Annotated in this window: 16 protein-coding genes; 2 read left to right on the forward strand and 14 right to left on the reverse strand. The window is 70.4% G+C overall.

What is annotated here, in order from left to right; translation table 11 throughout:
• Nucleotides 1-17 precede the first annotated feature (17 nt).
• The 13 genes from G5B46_RS17375 to G5B46_RS17435 all read right to left on the reverse strand — a co-directional run bounded on the left by G5B46_RS17375 (nucleotide 18) and on the right by G5B46_RS17435 (nucleotide 10,712).
• Nucleotides 18-305 (reverse strand): hypothetical protein, encoded by a 288-nt coding sequence (locus G5B46_RS17375; protein ID WP_165260758.1) that lies wholly within the window; start codon nucleotides 303-305, stop codon nucleotides 18-20.
• Between the two features lie 14 nt (nucleotides 306-319).
• Nucleotides 320-640: a hypothetical protein gene (locus G5B46_RS17380; protein WP_165260760.1), complete on the reverse strand. Its 321-nt coding sequence runs from the start codon at nucleotides 638-640 to the stop codon at nucleotides 320-322.
• Nucleotides 637-960, reverse strand: coding sequence for a proton-translocating transhydrogenase family protein (locus G5B46_RS17385; protein WP_165260762.1), 324 nt, complete (start codon nucleotides 958-960; stop codon nucleotides 637-639). Before G5B46_RS17385 ends, G5B46_RS17380 begins: the two co-directional genes overlap by 4 nt.
• Nucleotides 961-1,704 carry a hypothetical protein gene (locus tag G5B46_RS17390; protein ID WP_165260764.1) on the reverse strand — a complete coding sequence of 248 codons (744 nt, stop codon included), beginning with the start codon at nucleotides 1,702-1,704 and terminating at the stop codon, nucleotides 961-963.
• A complete protein-coding gene (locus G5B46_RS17395) occupies nucleotides 1,701-2,840 on the reverse strand; it encodes a Re/Si-specific NAD(P)(+) transhydrogenase subunit alpha (RefSeq protein WP_165260766.1) in 1,140 nt (379 codons plus the stop codon). Before G5B46_RS17395 ends, G5B46_RS17390 begins: the two co-directional genes overlap by 4 nt.
• A gap of 208 nt (nucleotides 2,841-3,048) precedes the next feature.
• Nucleotides 3,049-3,279 (reverse strand): aa3-type cytochrome c oxidase subunit IV, encoded by a 231-nt coding sequence (locus G5B46_RS17400; protein ID WP_165260768.1) that lies wholly within the window; start codon nucleotides 3,277-3,279, stop codon nucleotides 3,049-3,051.
• Between the two features lie 62 nt (nucleotides 3,280-3,341).
• The gene (locus tag G5B46_RS17405; RefSeq protein WP_165260979.1) at nucleotides 3,342-4,286 is read right to left on the reverse strand and encodes a glycosyltransferase family 9 protein; all 945 of its coding nucleotides are present in this window, start codon (nucleotides 4,284-4,286) and stop codon (nucleotides 3,342-3,344) included.
• 65 nt (nucleotides 4,287-4,351) lie between these two features.
• Complete coding sequence (locus tag G5B46_RS17410) at nucleotides 4,352-5,275, reverse strand: alpha/beta hydrolase (protein ID WP_165260770.1); 924 nt, start codon at nucleotides 5,273-5,275, stop codon at nucleotides 4,352-4,354.
• Between the two features lie 2 nt (nucleotides 5,276-5,277).
• The gene (locus G5B46_RS17415) at nucleotides 5,278-5,751 is read right to left on the reverse strand and encodes a PaaI family thioesterase (RefSeq protein ID WP_165260772.1); all 474 of its coding nucleotides are present in this window, start codon (nucleotides 5,749-5,751) and stop codon (nucleotides 5,278-5,280) included.
• 234 nt (nucleotides 5,752-5,985) lie between these two features.
• Nucleotides 5,986-6,837: a pirin family protein gene (locus tag G5B46_RS17420; RefSeq protein WP_165260774.1), complete on the reverse strand. Its 852-nt coding sequence runs from the start codon at nucleotides 6,835-6,837 to the stop codon at nucleotides 5,986-5,988.
• A 147-nt stretch (nucleotides 6,838-6,984) separates the two neighbouring features.
• On the reverse strand, nucleotides 6,985-8,334 hold the full coding sequence (locus G5B46_RS17425) for an AarF/UbiB family protein (protein WP_165260776.1): 1,350 nt from the start codon (nucleotides 8,332-8,334) through the stop codon (nucleotides 6,985-6,987).
• Between the two features lie 109 nt (nucleotides 8,335-8,443).
• Nucleotides 8,444-10,234, reverse strand: coding sequence for a M3 family oligoendopeptidase (locus G5B46_RS17430; RefSeq protein WP_165260778.1), 1,791 nt, complete (start codon nucleotides 10,232-10,234; stop codon nucleotides 8,444-8,446).
• 61 nt (nucleotides 10,235-10,295) lie between these two features.
• The gene (locus G5B46_RS17435; protein WP_165260780.1) at nucleotides 10,296-10,712 is read right to left on the reverse strand and encodes a MerR family DNA-binding protein; all 417 of its coding nucleotides are present in this window, start codon (nucleotides 10,710-10,712) and stop codon (nucleotides 10,296-10,298) included.
• Between the two features lie 116 nt (nucleotides 10,713-10,828).
• Here G5B46_RS17435 and G5B46_RS17440 point away from each other — a divergent pair, with 116 nt between their 5' ends.
• Together G5B46_RS17440 and G5B46_RS17445 are read left to right on the forward strand one after the other, a co-directional pair.
• On the forward strand, nucleotides 10,829-11,542 hold the full coding sequence (locus G5B46_RS17440; protein ID WP_165260982.1) for a glutaredoxin family protein: 714 nt from the start codon (nucleotides 10,829-10,831) through the stop codon (nucleotides 11,540-11,542).
• A 102-nt stretch (nucleotides 11,543-11,644) separates the two neighbouring features.
• Nucleotides 11,645-17,692, forward strand: a complete 6,048-nt coding sequence (locus G5B46_RS17445; RefSeq protein ID WP_165260782.1) for an autotransporter outer membrane beta-barrel domain-containing protein — start codon at nucleotides 11,645-11,647, stop codon at nucleotides 17,690-17,692.
• A gap of 75 nt (nucleotides 17,693-17,767) precedes the next feature.
• Here G5B46_RS17445 and G5B46_RS17450 read toward each other — a convergent pair whose 3' ends face one another.
• Entirely contained in the window at nucleotides 17,768-19,516 is a 1,749-nt protein-coding gene (locus G5B46_RS17450) for an acyl-CoA dehydrogenase (RefSeq protein ID WP_165260784.1), read from the reverse strand.
• Nucleotides 19,517-19,600: the final 84 nt, after the last annotated feature.

Genomic DNA, 19,600 nt, shown 5'->3' on the forward strand with positions numbered 1-19,600 from the left:
GCCGCATCGATTGTTGGTCATCGCGCGCCGTCGGCGTGATCGCCGCTCCGGAGCGCCTTGAAGTAGCGGAAGATGCTCACGACCAGGACCATCGCGCAGATCGTGACAGCTAGGCGCATGGCATCCGCCAGTGCGCTCTCGCGGGTGTTCCAGGCCTGTCCGGCCAGCCCGAGGAGATAGAGCAGCGACGCGACCAATTCGCCGAGTCGACGCACTTTCGGGCTCTTGCCGCTGCTCCACAGCATGAACAGCAGCAGCAGGAAGGCCAGCGCGAAGCCGGCCCCCATCAGGGCGACGGTCAGCATGGGCGAGGCGCCATTCATCGGGCGTCGGCCTCCTGGACTTCGGCCTTGAGAGCGGCGAGTTCGCGTTCGTTCCGGCTCAGCTGCTGCTCGGCCTTGGCGAGGTCCTGGCGGAGCTGTTGCCGGTCGATGGCGGTCGCCTGGCGGTTCTCGGCGTCTCGCTGGGCGGCGGTCGCCTGCAGGGTGGCGGCGCCGATCAGCAGGCAGGCGATCGAGGTCCAGCGCCGGCTCAGCGACGCACGCTGGCGCGTACGCCGCACGCGGGCGGCGTTGGCGAACAGCAGCGCGAAGCCGGCCAGGACGGTCGTCGCGCCCAGGATCGACAGGGCCAGGCTCACTTCTTTTCTTTCTTCTTGTACATGGCCAGCATCCGCTGGGTGACGAGGAAGCCGCCGAAGATGTTGACCGCCGCGAAGGCCGCGGCGACGGCGCCGGCGCCCTTGGAGATCCACACCGAACCCGCGGCGGCCTCGCCCGAGGCGCCGTGCGCGGCGGCGGCCAGAAGCGCGCCGACGATGATCACCGACGAGATGGCGTTGGTCACGGCCATCAGCGGGGTGTGCAGCGCGGGCGTCACGCTCCAGACCACGTAGTAGCCGACGAAGATGGCGAGCACGAAGATCGCCAGGCGGAACACGGTGGGGTCGACGGCTTCCATTTACGGCTCCTGGGACGTGGCGGGCGGCGAGACCCGGATTTCAAACGAGGCCTGCTGGACCCGCACGCCCTCGATCTTGTGAGGGCTCATGCGCTCCAGGGCCGGGTCGCGGAACACCGCTTGGGCGTCGCGGGCCAGGCCGTTGCCGGCGGCGGCCAGCACCTGGAGGTGATCGTCGCGGCCGAAGTTCAGGACCTTGAGCGCGTTGCGCTTCTTGGCTTCCTGCATGTCGGGGACGAAGGCGACGCTGTCGTTGATGCGGCCTTCGGCCAGCAGGGCGCCCGAGGCGGCGTCCTCGATCCGGAAGCTGCCGCTCAGGATGGTGTTCTTGATCGGCAGCACCTGGCCCGGCAGCTTCATCACCGGAAACTTGGCCTTGTCGATCACGATCGACAGGCGCGCGCGGCGGGCCGTCGAATCGTCGGCCTTCAGGCGGTCGGCGATGTTGTCGATGGTGAAGAACTCGGCCAGCCGCTCGGCGGCGGTGTCGTCGGTCAGGGTGCGGGTCGCGACGAAGGCCTCGTACCGCGCCTTCTGGTCGGCGGGCATCCGCTGCTCGACATAGGCCTTGGCCTGCACGTCGCTGCTGACCGGGATCAGCCCGTCCTTGATCGACACGTCGACCGAGGAGACGGCGAGCTTTTCGCCATAGGCCTGGACGAAGGCGTTGGGGTCGGCCGCGGCGCTCGAGGCCCCGCCGGCCAGGGCGATCGCGGCGCCCAGGAAGAGGGCGGCGCGGCTCATCCCTGCAGGTTCGGGTGCACGATCGCCCCGCCCTTGGTGACGACCGCGGCCTGCAGGATCTCGTCCTCGAAGTTGGGCGCGAAGGCGCCTTCCTTGTTCAGGAACAGGCTCGACAGGGCGAACAGGTTGCGGGCGTAGAGCGCGCTGGCGTCGGCGGCGATGCGGCCGGGCAGGTTGGCGTGGCCGAGGATCTTGGCGCCGTTGGCCGTCACCACGGTCTCGTTCAGCTTGGCGCCCTCGACATTGCCGCCCTGCTCGATGGCCAGGTCGACCAGGATCGAGCCGGCCTTCATCGACGCCACCTGGGCGGCGCTGACCAGCTTGGGCGCGGGACGGCCCGGGATCAGGGCGGTGGTGATGACGATGTCCTGCTTGGCGATGTGGCTGGAGACCAGTTCGGCCTGCTTGGCCTGGTACTCGGCCGACATCTCCTTGGCGTAGCCGCCGGCGGTCTGGGCGTTCTTGAACTCCTCGTCCTCGACGGCCAGGAACTTGGCGCCCAGGCTCTCGACCTGCTCCTTGGTGGCGGGGCGGACGTCGGTCGCGGTGACCACGGCGCCCAGGCGGCGGGCGGTGGCGATGGCCTGCAGGCCGGCCACGCCCACGCCCATGATGAACACCTTGGCCGCGGCGACGGTGCCGGCGGCGGTCATCATCATCGGCAGGGCCTTGCCGTAGGCCTCGGCCCCCTCGATCACGGCGCGATAGCCGGCCAGGTTGGCCTGGCTGGACAGCATGTCCATCACCTGGGCCCGCGTGATGCGCGGGATGAACTCCATGGCGATGGCGCTGGCGCCGGCCTTGGCCAGGGCGTTCAGCGTATCCTTGTCCTGGTAGGGATTGAGGGCGGCGGCGACGATCGCGCCGCTCTTGAGGGCCGCGATCTCGGCGGCTTCGGGCGCGCGCACCTTGAACAGGACGTCGGCGTCCTTGATGGCGTCCTTGGCGGTCTTGGCGAGCTTGGCCCCGGCCGCCTCGTAGTCGGCGTCGAGGTAGGAGGCGGCGGTTCCCGCGCCGGCCTCGACCGTCACCGAAAAGCCGGCGGCGATCAGTTTCTTGACGGTCTCGGGCGTCGCGGCGACCCGCGTTTCGTTGGCGCGGGTCTCTTTCGTGACGGCGATGACGGCCATCGGCATACCTCCCCCGTGAGCGTTGTTCGCTCTTCCGAGCCCGGGCGCTTCGCGCGGACTCGGGATCCTAAAGTTGAAACGACGTTCGGCGAAAAGCTAACACTTTCGTCGAACGTCGCTCCAGCAGCTTGGGCTGCTCTTTAGGGGAGGTTCTTGCCCCTTGTCGAGGGATTCCCTCGCGTCGGGCGCAAAATCTTGCCGATGTCTACCGGTGTCAGTGGCCCGGGGTGGCCTTTTCCCGAAGGAACACAATGCCCAGGGCGGTCATCACCACGGCGGTGATCGCCGCGCCGACGAAGCCGGCCGGGGTGCAGAACAGCAGGGTGAAGAAGGTGACGAGCACGGCGACGGCGAGCGAGCCCCACTTGGTCATCTTGCCGAACGCGTCGTAGGTCGCGACCTGCTCGTGGATGTCCATTTCACCGCGGTGGTAGTCGCCGGCCATGTGGTTTCGTCCCTGTGGAAAATTTATTGGCGTATCGCCGATACAACGGCGTGGCCCGGGGCTCAAGCGTCCACGACGGACCGATTGTCCCAGGCCTCGGCGGTAAAGCGGGCGCGCACGGCGGCCGTGGCCTGGTCGACCGAGATGTCGGTGATGCGGCCGGCGCCGCCGTCCAGGATCGACAGCCAGCGCGAATAGGCCGGCACGGGGCTGGTGCCCATCAGCCCGACCGCGGGCGTGCCGACGGCGGCGGCGACGTTCAGCGGGCCCGAGTCGTTACCCAGGAACCCGGCCGACAGCGCGATCAGCGCCGCCGACTGGTCCAGCGTCAGGTCGCAGGCCACGACGTTGCCCGGCAGGTCGCCGATCGCCGCCCGCGCCCGTTCGGCCTCGTGCGGGCCGCCGATCCAGAACACCGTGCCGAAAAGGTCCGACAGCGCGGCGGCGGCTTGGGCGAAGCGTTCGGCCGGCCAGGTGCGGGGAAGCTCGCTGGCCCCGATCCCCAGGGTCAGCCACGGGCCTGGGCGGTCGGCGTAGCGGGCGGCGACGGCGGCCAGGGCCTTGGGATCCAGCTTCAGGGCCGGCTCGCGGCTGGTCACCACCAGGCCGTGGGCCTTCTCGAAGGCTTCCAGCTTGTCGATCCGGTGGGCCGGCCGCATGGACTTGGGCAGGTAGGGGCCGGTGTTCAGCCAGCCCTCCTGGCCGTGCCCCAGGCCGAAACCGCGCCGCTCGGGCACGCCGGCCAGGGCCGCGGCGATGGCGGGGCGGTCGATCTTCTCGAGGATCCACACCGCGCGCGGCTTCTCGGTGCGGCAGATCCGCAGGAAGTCGAGCACCTCGCGCACGCCCTTGAGCCGGTCCTTGTAGTTCGGGGCGTCGACGACCTTGCTCACCGTCGGCTCGACGGCCAGCACCTCGGACGCGCGGCTGGCCGGGCGGGCGGCCAGAACGACCTCGCCCTCGGGTGTGGTCGCGGCGATCGCCCGGATCGTCGGCAGGTGCCACATCAGGTCGCCGATGCCGCGATCGGGCGTGTAGACCAGCACCGGCCCGTTGGATTTGCCGCCCACGGTCAGGCCCAGGCGGCCAGCAGTCCGCGGAGCCCGGCCACGAAGGCCAGGGGCTGGTCGAGCATCACGTGGTGGTCGGCGTCGGGGATGGGCAAGCGCAGCACGTCCTTGGGCATGTGCGCGATCATATAGTCCAAGGTCTCGGCGTGCATAAGCCCGGACCGCTCGCCCCACATCAGCGCGGCGGGGCAGGCGATCTGGCTGAGCAGCAGGCCAAGGTCGGGCATCGAGAACCGCTGCCAGATGGCCGGATCGAACTTCCAGGTCCAGCCGCCCTCGACTTGCTTCAGCGAGCGGCGGGCGATGTAGTCGGCGATGTAGAGGTTCTCGCACGGCTGCGGCGGCGCCAGGCGAAAGCGCGTCAGGGCCTCCTCCAGGGTCGGATAGACCTTGGTCCCGAAGCCCGAGCGCGGCGGCGGGCCCTTCCAGCGCTTCTCCGGCGGCTGGATCGAGGTGTCGACCATGATCGCCCCGCGCAGGCGCTCAGGGTATCGAGCGGCGCAGAACAGGGTGGGAAAGCCGCCGAACGAGTGGCCGACGAAGATCGGCTTGACCCCGCCGGCTTCCAGCTGCGCGGCCTCGACGGCGGCGAAGGCCTCGGCCGCGAAGGTGTCGGCGCTGTAGGCCTCCCGCCAGCCGCTGGAGCCCATGCCGGCCCAGGAGATGGCCGCCACCCGCCAGTCCTTGGCGAAGGACGGCGCGATGAAGCTCCACCAGTCGGCGTGGGCGCCGTTGCCGTGCAGGAACAGCAGGCCAGGCTTGCCGACCTCGCCCCAGGTCAGGAGCTCGATGTCGACGCCCTCGACGGCGATGGTCGAGCGCTCGGGCGCGATGGCGATCGCCGCCTCGAACCAGGCGGGGGCGGGCGGCGGCGCGCCGTTGAACGGGGCCAGCAGCGAGGCGGGCAGGGTCTGGTCGTCGGCCATGCTCAGGCCTCCTCGCGGAAGGCGATCTCGCCGGGGCGCGGCTTGCGGGGCGACAGCGCCTTGAAGATCCCGGTGCCGGTCATCAGGGTGCGCTCGCCGGTCCAGATGCGGCCGCGCACGGTGAAGACCAGGTCCTCTTGCGCCAGCAGTTCGCCCCGGCCCTCGACGAACTCGCCCAGCTGCGCGCCCGACAGGAAGTCGGTCATCAGCCGCACCGTGACCCAGCTGTACGACTTCTGCAGCGAGATGATCCGGCCCCAGGCCATGTCGGCGAAGCTCATCAGCATGCCGCCGTGGCAATTGCCCAGGCCGTTGGTGTGGTGCTCCTCGACCCGGAAGCCCAGCGTGGCTTCGCCGGGCCCGTCGGCGCGCTCGTACAGCGGCCCGATCTGTCGGCCAAAGCCCCGCGTCCAGTTCAGCTGGGCGTAGCCGGGCGGGATGGCGGCGCTCTGGGCCTCGGTCAGGTCATCGGACATGGGTGAAGTCTAACGGCCGTTTGAATGAGGGGGCAAGTTTCCTTTGAGTACGGCTGTGGGCGCTGGCTCCGCCCCGAAACTCAAAGAAGCTTGTCATCCCGGCCGGAGGAGCGCGTCAGCGATCCGTAGAGCCGGGATCTCCCACATCGGCAGGTTCGGCAACCGTGGGAGATCCCGGCGCTCCGCTTCGCTACGGCCGGGATGACAACGCAAGGGGAGAGGCGGAGCGGCTGGTTAAGCCCTGACCTCGCCGAACTTCCCAGCCTGGTAATCCTGGATCGCCTGGACGATCTCTTCCCGCGTCGTCATCACGAACGGCCCGTGCGAGACGACCGGCTCGCGGATCGGGTCGGCGTGGCCCAGCAGCAGCACCGCGCCGTCGGCCGACGCCAGGTCCAGCCCCTCGCCGTCGGTCAGTTCCACCAGGTTGAAGGCGTCCGCCGTCCGCCCGCCGATCGTGATCGACCCGCGCACCACATAGAGGAACACCGCCCGCCCGGCCGGGATCGGCAGCGACAGCGCAGCCCCGGCGTCCAGCCGCACGACGCTCATGGCCACGCCGGTCAGCGACGCGATAGGCCCCGTCACGCCATCGACCTCGCCCGAGATCAGCGCGATGGTCGCGCCGTCCTTTTCGATCTTGGGAATGTCGGGCGCCTGCAGGCCGACATAGCGCGGCGTGGTCATCTTCAGCCGGCTGGGCAGGTTGACCCACAGCTGCAGGATCTCCAGCGGCCCGCCGCTTTTCTTGAAGGCCTCGGGCGAGAGTTCGGCGTGCACCAGGCCGCTGCCGGCCGTCATCCACTGCACGCCGCCCGCGTCGATGATGCTCTCGTGGCCGCCGCTGTCCAGGTGCGACAGCTGGCCCTCGAGGATGAAGGTCACGGTCTCGAAGCCGCGATGCGGATGCGGCCCGAACGGCAGGCCGCGATTGCCGGGGCGATAGGTCTGCGGGCCGTGGTGATTGAGGAACAGGAACGGGTCCAGCTGGCCGATCGCCGGGCCGGGCAGGGGGCGGCGGGTGGTCAGGTCGCCGATGTCGTCGCGATAGGCGCCGTGCAGGCGGGCGATGGTGCGGGTGGTCATGCGAACTCCTACTCCTCCCCCGCATAGCGGGGGAGGTGGCGCGGCGCTATCAGCGCCGTGACGGAGGGGGCGACGGCCGGCACGGCGCCCCGTCTCGCCCCCTCCACCACTTCGTGGTCCCCCTCCCCCGCATGCGGGGGAGGAGCATTATGCAATCCCAGCCGCCCCCAGCACCTTGGCCTGCCGCTCCGCCAGCGCCTCTTCGGAGAAGCCCTCCAGCGAGGCCTCGAACAGGGCGCGCCAGTTGTGGCGGGCGCCCAGGTGCAGGAAGGCCGCGCCCAGGCCGATGGCGGCGCGGTCCATGAACACGAACTCGCGCGGGATCACGATGCCGCCGACCGATTTGAGCGCCTGGCGCACCTTGAACGCCTCGCGGCGGCCGTACTCGCCGGGCGGGGTGTCGTCGGCCACGGTGCGAACGCGATCGTCCAGCAGCGGGCCGTAGATGAACCGCGCCCAGACGTTCAGCACGTCGACCAACTCGTCGGTCAGGTTGGAGAAGCCCCAGCTGCGATAGGCCTCGACCTGGCCGGCGCGGTCGTCCTCCGACAGGGCGCGATAGAGCCGCACCACGCCGCCCACGAAGTGCGGCGGGAACACCCGGATGCAGCCGAAGTCGAGCAGGTTCAGGTGCGCCGCGCCTTCTCCGCCGAAGGTGTAGTTGCCCAGGTGCGGGTCGCCGTGGATCACCCCGATATGGGTCATCGGGCCCCACCAGGCCTCGAACAGCAGGGCGGCGATGCGATCGCGGGTCTCCTGCGGCGCGGTCTTGAAGGCCATCAGCCCCTGGCCGTCGAGCCAGGTCATGCTGAGCAGGCGCCGGGTGGAAAGCTCGGGAACGGGCTGCGGCGTCCTGATGTCGTCGCGGCCGGCGAAGAAGCCGCCGTAGACGGCCATCATCTTGGCCTCGCGGTCGTAGTCGAGCTCCTCGCGCAGGCGGTCGCCGATCTCCTCGATCATCTGCGTGGGATCGATCGAGCCGTCCATCTTCTTGAACAGGCCGATCAGGGCGCGCAGCTGGCCAAGGTCGCTTTCGACGGCGCTCTGCATGTCGGGGTACTGCAGCTTCACCGCCAGCCTGCGGCCGTCGGGCGCGAGCGCGCGGTGCACCTGGCCCAGGGAAGCAGCCGCTGCGGCCTCGTGCTCGAAGCTTGCGAACTTGCTGGCCCAGTCGGCGCCCAGCTCGGCCGCCATCCGCCGGCGCACGAACGGCCAGCCCATGGCCGGCGCGTTGGTCTGCAGCTCGGAAAGCTCCTTGGCGAACTCGGGCGGCAGGAGGTCGGGCACGGTGGCGAACATCTGGGCCGCCTTCATCAGCGGCCCCTTGAGGTTCCCCAGCGCGGCCTTCAGGGCCTTGGCGTTGCGGGCGGCCGCGTCGTCACCGGCGAAGACCCGGTTGGCGCCGTAGCTGACGGCCGCGCCCGACAGGCCCGCGCCGACCTTGGCGAAGCGGGCCAGGCGGCCGGAGAGACGGTCGCGTTCTGGGTCGGACGTCATGGGCGAAACCCCCTCCGGCCCTCCGGGCCACCTCCCCCAGAGGGGGAGGATCTAAGGCGCCAAGATGCTCCCCCTCTGGGGGAGCTGTCGCGGAGCGACTGAGGGGGTCTCACACCAGCGCCTCGAACTCGTCCACCAGCCGTTCCAGCTGCTTGCAGCCGGCCGCCCAGAAGGCCTTGTCGCGCGGGTTCAGGCCGAAGGGTTTCAGCGCCTCGACATAGGTGCGGGTGCCGCCGGCGGCCAGCAGGTCCTCGTAGAGGGGCGCGAAGCCCTGCGGGTCCTCGCGGCGCTTTTCCATCAGGCCGCGCACCAGAAGGTCGCCGAACGCGTAGGCGTAGACGTAGAACGGCGCGTGCACGAAGTGGCTGACATAGGCCCAGTAGTGCTCGTAGCCCTCGTTGAGCACGACGGCCGGGCCCAGGCTCTCGGCCATGGTCTCCATCCACAGCGCGCCGATCTGGTCGGGCGACAGCTCGCCGTCCTGGCGGGCGGCGTGGAACCTGCGCTCGAAGCGGTGGAAGGCGATCTGGCGGACGACCGTGTTCAGCCCGTCCTCGATTTTCCCTGCAAGAAGCCCCTTGCGGTCGGCCGGGGTCGCCTCGGCCAGCAGGCGGTCGAACACCAGGCCCTCGCCGAAGATCGAGGCGGTCTCGGCCAGGGTCAGCGGCGTGTCGGCCAGCAGGGTGCCCAGCGGTGCGCACAGGGTCTGGTGCACGGCGTGGCCCAGTTCGTGGGCCAGGGTCAGCACGTCGCGCCGCTCGCCCATGTAGTTCATGAAGACATAGGGGTGGCGGTCGGCGGTGACCGGGTGCGAATAGGCGCCCGACTGCTTGCCGGCGCGGGGGCGGGCGTCGATCCAGGGCTGGGCGAAGAAGGTCTGCGCCGTGTCGGCGAACTTCGGGGCCAGGGCCTGGAAGCTTTCCAGCACCACGTCCTTGGCCTCGGCCCAGGGATAGGTGCGCGGCTGGGCCGCGTCGAGCGGGGCGTTACGGTCCCAGTAGTCCAGGGTCTTGCGGCCCATGGCCTTGGCCTTCAGCGCATAATAGCGGTGCGACAGCCGCGGATAGGCCTCGACCACGGCCTGTTCCAGGGCGTCGACGGCGTCGGCGTCGACCTCGTTGGCCAGGTGGCGCGAGTGGGCCGGGTCGTCATAGCGCCGCCAGCGGTCCTCGACCTGCTTCTCGAAGGCCAGGGTGTTCATCACCAGGCCCTGCGTCGAGGCGCGCTCGGCCAGCGCCTGGGCCAGGCCGTCGGCGGCGGCCTGGCGGCGGCGCACGTCGGGATCCGACAGGCGGTTCAACGCCTCGGGCAGGGTCAGCTGCTCCTTGCCCACCTTGGCCGACAGCTTGGCCAGGGTCTCGTCATAGAGCCGCACCCAGTTGGCCACGGCCGGGCCGCGGTCGACGATGTAGCGCTCCAGTTCGGCCGACAGCTCGTGCGGGCGCGACAGGCGCAGGCGGCGCAGCCACGGAGTCCAGCGGCGGGCCGGCTCGTGCGCGTCCAGCGCCGCGTTCAGCTCGGCGTCCTCCAGCTGGTTCAGTTCCAGCGAGAAGAACAGGCTGTCGGCGGCAATCTGCGAGGAGCGGGCGCGAAGATCGGCCTCGAATTTCGCCCAGGCCGGGTCGTCGCGGGCGGTCGAGGCGGCCAGGCCCGCATAGGCGCCCACGCCCCACAGGCCGTTGACGGCCTCTTCGTAGAGCCGGACGCCGCGATCGAGCAGCTTGCCCAGGCGCTCGGGCTCGCCGCGGGCCTCGAGGAACATGCCTTCCAGCGAGGCCAGTTCGTCGTTGGCGGCCTTGGCGGCGGCCAGGTCGGTTTCGATCTTGGGGTCCTCGCGGCCTGTATAGAGGTCGGCGAGGTTCCACTCGGGGAGGGCGTCGGGCTTGAAGGGCGCGTTCATGGCAGCAAGGGATATGGCGTCTGGAGGGCGGGAGGCAATCGGAAGCGGCGGGTTTCTCCGCTCAGGTCTCGAACGCGGCGATGATCGGACAGGGTCCACGATCATCGGCGCTGCAGGTGTGGAGCAGGCGCGAGAGGCCCGCGCGGGCGGCCTGCAGCTCCTCGATCTTGCGGTCCAGGTCGGCGATGCGCTCGCGGGCCAGTTCGCGCGCCCGCACCCGGTCTTCGCCGGCGTCCAGCGCCAGGAGTTCGCTGATCTGCTCCAGGGTGAAGCCGGCGGCCTGGGCGGAGCGGATGAAGCGCAGGCGCCGCACCGCCTCGTCGCCATAGCGCCGCACGCCGCCGGACAGACCGGAACCCTCGCCGCGCTGCGGCGTCTCCAGAAGGCCGCGGCGCTGGTAGTAGCGGACCGTCTCCACGCCCACGCCGCCGGCCCTGGCCAGGCCCGCGATCGTCGTGGCGGCGTTCGTCGTCGTCATCGCTTGACTCCGTACCATGGTACGGAACCCATATGAGCCCGGTCCCGCTCGCGTACAAGGAGACCGCCGTGACGACCGCCGCTTCGACCGCCCCCAAGAAGGCCGTCCTCTACCGCATGGTGATGGACAAGCACGTCTGTCCGTACGGCCTGAAGGCCAAGCATTTGCTGCGGTCCCGGGGCTACGAGGTCGAGGACCATCACCTGACCACCCGCGAGGCGACCGACGCCTTCAAGGAACAGCACGGGGTGAAGACGACGCCGCAGGTCTTTGTCGGCGGCGAGCGCATTGGCGGGTTCGACGACCTGCGCCGCTGGTTCGGCAAGAAGCCCCGCGACCCCAAGGCCAAGACCTACACGCCGGTGATCGCCCTCTTCGCCATGACCGCCCTGATGGCCCTGGCGGCGACCTACGCCGCGGACGGAACGCCCTTCACGGCGCGGGCGGTCGAGTGGTTCATCAGCTTTTCCATGGTGGTGCTGGCCATCCAGAAGCTGCGCGACGTCGAGAGCTTCTCCAGCATGTTCCTGGGTTACGACCTGCTGGCCAAGCGCTGGGTGCCGTATGCCTACGTCTATCCGTTCGCCGAGGGCCTGGCGGGCGTGCTGATGACGGCCGGGGCGCTGACCTGGTTCTCCGCGCCGCTGGCCCTGGTGATCGGCGGGATCGGCGCGGTCTCGGTGTTCAAGGCCGTCTACATCGACAAGCGCGACCTGAAATGCGCCTGCGTCGGCGGCGACAGCAACGTGCCGCTGGGCTTCATCTCGCTGACCGAGAACCTGATGATGGCAGCCATGGCGGTGTGGATGTTGGCGCGGCCGATGCACTGAGGCGGTGGTTTCGCCGCAGGCCGAAAATCGACCGACCAGTCACTCGACGTAGCTCTACCGTAACGGTACACGACCTTCAGTAAATGTATCTGGGGGCAGGTTATGTCGGGGTTGAGTTTTTCGCGGTCGTCGGCTCTGCGGCGGCGGTTCCTGGGCTGCAGCCTGACGGTTCTGGCGGCAGCCGCTGCGGGCACGGCCCTGGCCGATTGCACGCCGCTTCCCGTCACCACCTCGGCGACGACCACCTGCACGGGCACGACGCTCGGCCAGGTCACGGTGTCGACCAGCGGCTCGGTCGTCGTCGCCTCTGGGGCGCTGCTCCAGAGCGACGCCGGGCTCGACACCAGCACCCTGTTCGTCACGACGCCGACCGGCGCGGCGGCCACCACGGCGACGCTGCGCGTGGACGGGACCATTCGTGGTGACGCCGACGATCGCTCCGCTGCCGTGACGGTGCAGGCGCAGGTCGGCAACTACAGCTATCCGAGCACCCGCCTGGACGTCACGGTCGGCCAGGCCGGCCGCATCGAGGGCTGGGCCGCGATCTCGGCCGACGGCACGCAGTACAACGCCTTCGGCTACCGGCTGGCCGCCGCCACGCTCGACAACAGCGGCGTGGTGGCCGGCCGGGTGTACGGCCTATACACCCCGAGCATCCAGTACGGCGGCTTCCTGTCGGTCAACAACCGCGAGGGCGGGGTGATCTCCGGCGGTGCGGTCACCGTCTACACGCCGGGCAGCGTCGCGGCGATCTACGCACCGGTCGGCGTCCTGACCAACGCCGGCCTCATCGACGGCGGAAACGGCGCGGCCTACGCCTTCTATCCCTACGGCAACAGCAGCCTGGGCGTCCTGCCCTCGCAGGTCATCAACACCAGCACCGGCGTGATGCGCGGCCGCGACTACTTCGGCGCGATCTACATTCCGTTCGGATCGGTGACGATCGACAACAGCGGCCTGGTCCTGAACGACGGTGGCGGCAACGCCATCCGCACGGCCAACAACGTCACGCTGAACAACCGGGCGGGAGGCGTGATCACCGCCACCAGCGGCGATGCGATCATCACCAACGGGGGTACGATCACCAACGCCGGCACGATCAACGGCTCGATCTACATGACCTCGGGCAACTTCTGGAGCGCGTCGGTCCTCGACAACACGGGCGGCGTCATCAACGGCGACGTCATCTTCGGTTCGGCCGACGACACCCTGATGGGCACGTGGGACTTCACCCGGAACACCCTCGCCGGCGTCTCGGGGCGCATCAACGGCGGGAGCGGCCTCAACCGCCTGCTGTTCAACATCACCGCCGACGCCAATGTCGACGACCTGGCGGGCCGGATCGTGCTGCCGACCAACTTCCAGCGCCTGGCGCTGATCCTGGCGCCGAACGTGACCGCCACGCTCGGCGGCGACGCCATCGACGGCCTGACCATCGGCGGCGCCGGCCGGTTCGTGACCACCGGGGCAGTGAGCGCCTGGGGGCCGGCCTTCTCCTACGCCTGGTCTTCGGACTCCACCGCCAAGCTGGCCTTCGAGAACAGCGGCCAGATCCTTTCGGCCCTGTCGTCGACCTCCGACGCGGCCGTGATGCTGCAGAACCTGCGCAGCTTCACCAACACCGGCGCGATCACCGGCCTGACCGGCGGCGGCGCCCAGGCCAGCTTCTACGGCTGGGACAGCGCCGGCGTGTTCACCAACAGCGGCTGGGTCGTCGGCGACGCGACCGCCCTGTCCATCAACTACGGCTCGCTGACCAACAGCGGCACGATCGTCTCGACGCGCGGCGTCGGGCTCAACCTGTTCGGGTCGAGCAAGTCCACCAACAGCGGCGCGATCACCGGCGTGACGGTCGGCGCCTCGATGAGCGGCGGGACCTTCACCAACAGCGGCAGCGTCGTCGCCACGGCCGCCGACGGCGTGGGCGTCAGCCTGTCCTCGACCCGCTTCGAGAACAAGGCCGGCGGCGTGGTCACCGGGACCAGGAACTCGATCATCCTGACCGATGGCCAGATCTACAACGCCGGCACGCTGAACGGCGACGTTGGTCCGCAGTACAGCTGGTCCTCCGGCTCCAACACCTATGTCGATGAAGGCGGCAAGCTGAACGGCTCGCTGCGGTTCGGCGCCGGCAGCGACCTGCTGGTCACCGACGTGGGCAACTATGTCGATGGCGTCTTCAGCAACATCACCGGCCAGGTCGACGCGGGCGAGGGTTCCGACCGTCTCGTCCTGCGGGTGGGCGCCGACGCGACCGCCAAGTTCAAGGCCGCCGCCACCTTCGAGCGCATCGGCTATGAACTGAGCAACGGTGCGGCGCTGACCCTGACCGCCGACGCGCCGATCACCAAGACCCTGACCCTGGCGGGCAAGGGCTCGGTCGACATGGACGTCGACTTCGACGTCGTCGACCAGATGGGCATCGTCGTCACCACGCCCTATGCCGGCGGCTATACCGATCCGGGCGAGGTCTCGATCATCAGCCGGGGCGACCTGTCGTTCCGGGCTTCGCCCAACGGCTGGTCGTCGGTCGGCATCCAGCTGCTCGACAAGTCAACCTTCGACAATCGCGGCGCGATCAAGGTCTCGGGCCGGCCCTACACCAGCCCGCCGTCCGCGGGGATCTCGGGCGGCGCCCTGGTGACCAATTCGGGCGTGATCAGCCTCGACTTCGCCGCCGGGGTCAACGGCGCGCTGAAGGTCGTCAACAGCGGCCAGATCGTCCAGACGGCCGACGGCGGCCTGTCGTACGGCGTCTACAACGTCAACAGCCTGGAAAACAGCGGCACGATCAGCACCGCCGGCGCCGCGGTGACGCTGAACTACACCAACTACTACACGCCCGCGACCGACGCCCCCAGCGTCGTCAACAGCGGCACGATCCGCAGCACCGCCGGCACGGCCATCGTGCAGTACAGCAACACGCGCGGGGTCACGATCACCAACACCGAGACCGGCCTCATCGAGGCGGTCGGCGGCACGGCGATCCAGACCGGCTACTTCGCCGACACCGTCCGCAACGACGGCGAGATCGTCGGCAACATCAGCCTGGGCTACGGCGACGACCGCCTGGAGAACTACGGCTCGATCACCGGGCGGGTCGACCTGGGCGACGGCAACGACACCTTCGTCCAATGGGTGGGCGGCTCGATGACCGGCGTCGTCGACGGCGGCTGGGGCCTCGACACCCTGACCATCGACTCCACCGGCGGCGGCCGCATCACCGGCGCCCAGTTCCTGAACTTCGAGCGCTTCACCCAGATCGGCGACGGCGGCATCGTCTATGCCGGGGTCTTCTCGGCCGACACCATCCGCCTGGAAGGCGGCTCGGCGATCGTCGAAGCGGGGACCTCGGTCTCGACCTCGGGCTATGTGACGGTGTTCAGCGGCGGCGACGGCAGCGAGCATGTCGACAACGCCGGCCGCATCGCAGGCAGCATCAGCCTGGGCGGCGGGACCGACACGGCCGTCAACCGCGGAACCATCACCGGCGCGGTGGCGCTGGGCGCGGGCGACGACGTCTTCACCGAAGGCGCCGGCTCGTCGGTGACCCGCGGCGTCGACGGCGGCGCGGGCGAGGACACCTACATCGTCGAACTGGCCGGCGACCGCACCGGCATCGGCGCGCGCACCAACTTCGAACGCCTGGGCGTGCAGGGTTCGGGCCGCCTGACCCTGGCGCTCGACCAGAGCTGGAGCCAGATCAGCCTCGACGGCGCGTCGCTGGACATGGTCGGCGGCGGCTACGCCGTGGGCTCGGTCACCGGCGGCGACAAGGCCGAGGCGGTGTCGTTTGACGGCGAGATCGCCACCGTCAGCCTCGGCGGCGGCGACGACAGCCTGACCCTCGGCGCGACCGTGATCGGCGGGCTGAAGTCGGGCGGCGCGGGCGTCGACCTGCTGCGCTTTACGGCCACGAGCCCGGTCACCATCACGGGCCAGGTCTCAGGCTTCGAGACGATCAGGCTGGACGGCGGCGCGCTGTCGGTGGCCGGCTCGCTCGGCGCGGCGGGCGACGTGATGAGCTTCGGCGACGGCGGCCAGACCCTGTCGATCCTGGCCGGCGGGGTCCTGAACGGCACGGTCGACCTGGGCGCCGGCGACGACGTCCTCAACCTGGCGGCCGGCGGAACCCTGGCGGGCGCGGTGCTGGGCGGCGCGGGCAGCGACCGCGTCAGCATCGACCTCATTTCCGACCTGTCGCTGCGCGGCGACCAGCTGCAGCAGTTCGAGATCCTGGAAGTCACGGGCACGGGCGCGCTGAACTTCACGGGCGGGGCGGCGAAGTTCGACCGCCTGATCACCTCCAGCCTGACCCTGTCGATCGCCTCCGGCTCGAGTCTCTCGGCCAGCGACGTGACCCTGGGCGCGGCGGCCAACACCGTCACCGTCGACGGCGCCTTCCAGGGCCGCCTGGACCTGGGCGCGGGCGATGACCTGCTGCGCCTGACCTCGGGCGCGTCGTTCAGCGGCTCGGCCAACGGCGGCGCCGGCTACGACCGGATCGAACTGGCCCTGGGCGGCACGGACGCAGCCCCGATCGCCTTCGGCAGCGGCGCCTTCACCGGCTTCGAGGCTCTGGGCCTGCAGTCGGGCGTCGTCAGCCTGGCGGGCGACTACGGCTTCGAGACCATCCGGGTGTCGGGCGGCCGCCTGATCGGCCTGGCCGGCTCGCGCATCGCCGGTTCGGTCACCGTCGGCCAGGGCGCGACCTTCGGCTCGGCCGGGACCGTGGTCGGCGACGTCGTCGTCAACGGCACGCTGAGCCCGGGCGCCTCGCCGGGCACGATGACGGTGATCGGCAACGTGACGCTGGCCGGCGGTTCGACCAGCCTGTTCGAACTGACGCCGACCCTCAGCGACAAGCTGGCGGTCTCGGGTCGGGTGACCATCGCCCAGGGCGCGACCCTGAAGCTGACCGGGGCGGCGACCGCCCTGACGCCCGGCCGTCGCCTGGACCTGATCGTCGCCGACGGCGGCATCAGCGGCGCGTTCTCGACCATCCAGGGCGGCGAGGGCCTGAACCTCCACTTCAGCCAGTCGGCCACCCGCCTGCAGGCGCTGGGCCTGTTCACCACCAGCCCGGGCTTCTCGCAGGAAGTCTCGAGCCTGGTGACGACCCTCAACACCGCCCTGATCGCCGACAAGGCCAGCGCCGGCCTGGTGTCGGCCCTGCCGGCGCTGGTCGACCCGACCACCGGAGTCAGCAACGGCGCGGCCCTGGCCCGCCTGACGCCGCAGGCCTACGCCTCGGCCGCCCAGCTGGCGACCGAGGACGGCCTTTCGGTCATCGACGCGGCGCGCGAGCAGTCGCGCTTCGCGCCGCAGACGGCCGGCCTGTTCGGCTTCGGCCAGGCGATCGCCGGTCGCCGCGATCTCGACGGCGACGCAGGCGCGGGCGTGGCCGGCGCCAAGATCGACGGCGCGGGCGTGATCAGCGGCGTAGGCTACGGCGTGAAGTCGGCCTGGGCCGGCGCCTTCGTCGGCTATCTGAACGGCCGCCAGCGCATCGGCGTCCTGGACGCCCGCACCGACCTCGACAGCTTCGTGGTCGGGGTCATGGGTTCGGCCGAGTACCGGGGCCTGACCCTGGGCGCGAGCGTGGCGCACGACCGCGCCGACGCCGACACCCGTCGCGCGGCGCCCGGCGGCCAGGCCAGCGGCGACTACAAGCTCAAGAGCTGGTTCGCCGACGTGAACCTCAGCTATCCGGTGGCGGTCGGCGACGACTGGGCCGTTCGTCCGAGCCTGGGGGCCAGCTATGTGGCGACCAAGCGCGGCGACCTGGTCGAGCGCGGCGGCGGCGGCCTGGGGCTGACCCTCGCCAGCGAGACGACGACCACCTGGTTCGTCGACGGCCAGGTGGAGCTTCGCGGCGGCCAGGCGGCCGGCGCCCGCGTCCATCCGTACGCCTCGCTGGGCTTCCGCAGCCGTGTCGGCGGCGACGATGCGGCCGCCTCGGCCCGCCTGACGGGCCTGGACGCCGTGATCCTGGCCACCGGCGTGCGCCGCGAACGCACGCTGGGCACGCTGGGAGCCGGGGTCGGCTACGACCTCACCGAGCGACTGACGGTCTCGACCTCCTACGCCGGCGAGTTCGGCGACGGCGGGCGCCAGGCGGCCCTGGTCGGGCTGAACTGGAAGTTCTGATCCAGGCAAAGGAAAACCCCGGGAGGCGACTCCCGGGGTTTTCTGTTTGGACGCTGGGCGGTGAAGGGGCGGGGGTCAGTGAACCCCCAGCGCCTCCGGCGTCACCGTCACGAGGTCGGCGTCGCCGAGGGTGACGGCGGCCAGCTGGCCCGGGACCTGGGCCAGGACGCTTTCGGCATAGACCCGCAGCAGCTGGCCGCGCAGGGCCTCGGCTTCCGGGGCCAGGGCGCCCTTGGCCAGCATCCAGCCGCCGACGGTGTCGCCCAGCAGCTTCAGATAGGCCGTGGCGCCCGACAGGGCGTCGGGCATGGCGCGGGCGCGGCGCTCGACCAGCCAGGCGGTGGCCGAGGCCGCGGCGTTCAGCGCCGCTTCCAGGCGGCCGGCGACCGGGGTCAGCGAGGCGTCGGCGGCCTTCAGGGCCTCGATGGTGTCGCGGATGTCGTCCATCAGGTCGGCCACGGCCTGGCCGTCGGCCAGACCCAGCTTGCGGCCGATCAGGTCGATGGCCTGGATGCCGTTGGTGCCTTCGTAGATCGGGGTGATGCGGGCGTCGCGATAGTGCTGGGCCGCGCCTGTTTCCTCGATGAAACCCATGCCGCCGTGGATCTGCACGCCCAGCGAGGCGACCTCGACGCCGACGTCGGTCGACCAGGCCTTGGCGATGGGGGTCAGCAGCTCCTCGCGCAGCTTGGCGGCCGCGCGGGTCTCTTCGTCGGCGGCCGCGTGGGCCAGGTCGGCGGCGACGGCGGTCGACAGGCAGATGCCGCGGGCGGCCTCGATCTTGGCCTTCATCAGCAGCAGCGTGCGGCGCACGTCCGGGTGGTCGAACAGGCGCGAGGGATAGGCGCCGGTCCAGGCCGAGCGGCCCTGCACGCGCTCCAGGCTGAAGTTCAGGGCCTGCTGGTAGGCGCGTTCGGCGATGGCGGTGCCCTGGGCGCCCACCTGCAGGCGGGCGGCGTTCATCATCGTGAACATGTGCGCCACGCCCTGGTGCAGCTTGCCGACCAGCTCGGCCTTGGCGCCTTCGAACAGCATCACGCAGGTGGGCGAGCCGTGGATGCCCAGCTTGTGCTCCAGCCCGCCGACGCGCACGTCGTTGCCCGCGCCCATCTTGCCGTTGTCGTCTACCAGCACCTTGGAGGCCAGGAACAGCGAGATCCCCTTCACGCCGGGAGGGGCGTCGGGGGTGCGGGCCAGCACCAGGTGGACGATGTTGTCGGTCGCGTCGTGGTCGCCCCAGGTGATGAAGATCTTCTGGCCCGACAGGGTGTAGCCGCCCTGGCCGTCGGGGGTGGCCATGGTGGTCAGGGCCGCCAGGTCCGAGCCGGCCTGCGGCTCGGTCAGGTTCATGGTGCCGGTCCATTCGCCCGAGACCAGCTTGGGCAGGAACACGCTCTTGTGGCGATCCGTGCCGTGCAGGGCCAGGGCCTCGATGGCGCCCAGGCTCAGCATCGGGCACAGGCCGAAGGCCATGTTGGCGGCCTGCACCATCTCCAGGGTGGCGATCTCGAGCGCTTTGGGAAGGCCCTGGCCGCCATGGTCGGGCGAGGCGGCCAGCGAGGTCCAGCCGGCCTCGGCGAAGGCCTTGTAGGCGTCGGCGAAGCCGGGCGCGCTGCGCACCACGCCGTTTTCCAGCTTGGCGCCCGTAAGGTCGCCCGCCCGGTTGATCGGGGCCAGCACTTCCGAGGCGAACACGCCGGCGGCTTCCAGCACCGCGTCGACCGTGTCGGCGTCGGCCTCGGGATAGGCGTCGGCCAGGCGGCCGAAGTCGGCCACATGGCGCAGGGCGAAGGCGAGGTCGCGGACGGGGGCGCGGAAAGTCATGTGGGGGCCGATCTGTTCAAGCGTCGGGTTGGGGTATGTGATCCCTGTTTAGATCGCACGACCTACCGCGCCAAGGACCGCCTG

Origin of the sequence: Caulobacter sp. 602-2 (assembly GCF_011043625.1) — a bacterium.
Lineage (GTDB): Bacteria > Pseudomonadota > Alphaproteobacteria > Caulobacterales > Caulobacteraceae > Caulobacter.

Coding starts and splice junctions, on each gene's coding strand:
- G5B46_RS17375 (WP_165260758.1), bottom strand. CDS start 305: ATGCTGACCGTCGCCCTGATGGGGGCCGGCTTCGCGCTGGCCTTCCTG.
- G5B46_RS17385 (WP_165260762.1), bottom strand. CDS start 960: ATGGAAGCCGTCGACCCCACCGTGTTCCGCCTGGCGATCTTCGTGCTC.
- G5B46_RS17390 (WP_165260764.1), bottom strand. CDS start 1,704: ATGAGCCGCGCCGCCCTCTTCCTGGGCGCCGCGATCGCCCTGGCCGGC.
- G5B46_RS17395 (WP_165260766.1), bottom strand. CDS start 2,840: ATGCCGATGGCCGTCATCGCCGTCACGAAAGAGACCCGCGCCAACGAA.
- G5B46_RS17400 (WP_165260768.1), bottom strand. CDS start 3,279: ATGGCCGGCGACTACCACCGCGGTGAAATGGACATCCACGAGCAGGTC.
- G5B46_RS17405 (WP_165260979.1), bottom strand. CDS start 4,286: ATGTGGCACCTGCCGACGATCCGGGCGATCGCCGCGACCACACCCGAG.
- G5B46_RS17410 (WP_165260770.1), bottom strand. CDS start 5,275: ATGGCCGACGACCAGACCCTGCCCGCCTCGCTGCTGGCCCCGTTCAAC.
- G5B46_RS17415 (WP_165260772.1), bottom strand. CDS start 5,751: ATGTCCGATGACCTGACCGAGGCCCAGAGCGCCGCCATCCCGCCCGGC.
- G5B46_RS17420 (WP_165260774.1), bottom strand. CDS start 6,837: ATGACCACCCGCACCATCGCCCGCCTGCACGGCGCCTATCGCGACGAC.
- G5B46_RS17425 (WP_165260776.1), bottom strand. CDS start 8,334: ATGACGTCCGACCCAGAACGCGACCGTCTCTCCGGCCGCCTGGCCCGC.
- G5B46_RS17430 (WP_165260778.1), bottom strand. CDS start 10,234: ATGAACGCGCCCTTCAAGCCCGACGCCCTCCCCGAGTGGAACCTCGCC.
- G5B46_RS17435 (WP_165260780.1), bottom strand. CDS start 10,712: ATGACGACGACGAACGCCGCCACGACGATCGCGGGCCTGGCCAGGGCC.
- G5B46_RS17440 (WP_165260982.1), top strand. CDS start 10,829: ATGGTGATGGACAAGCACGTCTGTCCGTACGGCCTGAAGGCCAAGCAT.
- G5B46_RS17445 (WP_165260782.1), top strand. CDS start 11,645: ATGTCGGGGTTGAGTTTTTCGCGGTCGTCGGCTCTGCGGCGGCGGTTC.
- G5B46_RS17450 (WP_165260784.1), bottom strand. CDS start 19,516: ATGACTTTCCGCGCCCCCGTCCGCGACCTCGCCTTCGCCCTGCGCCAT.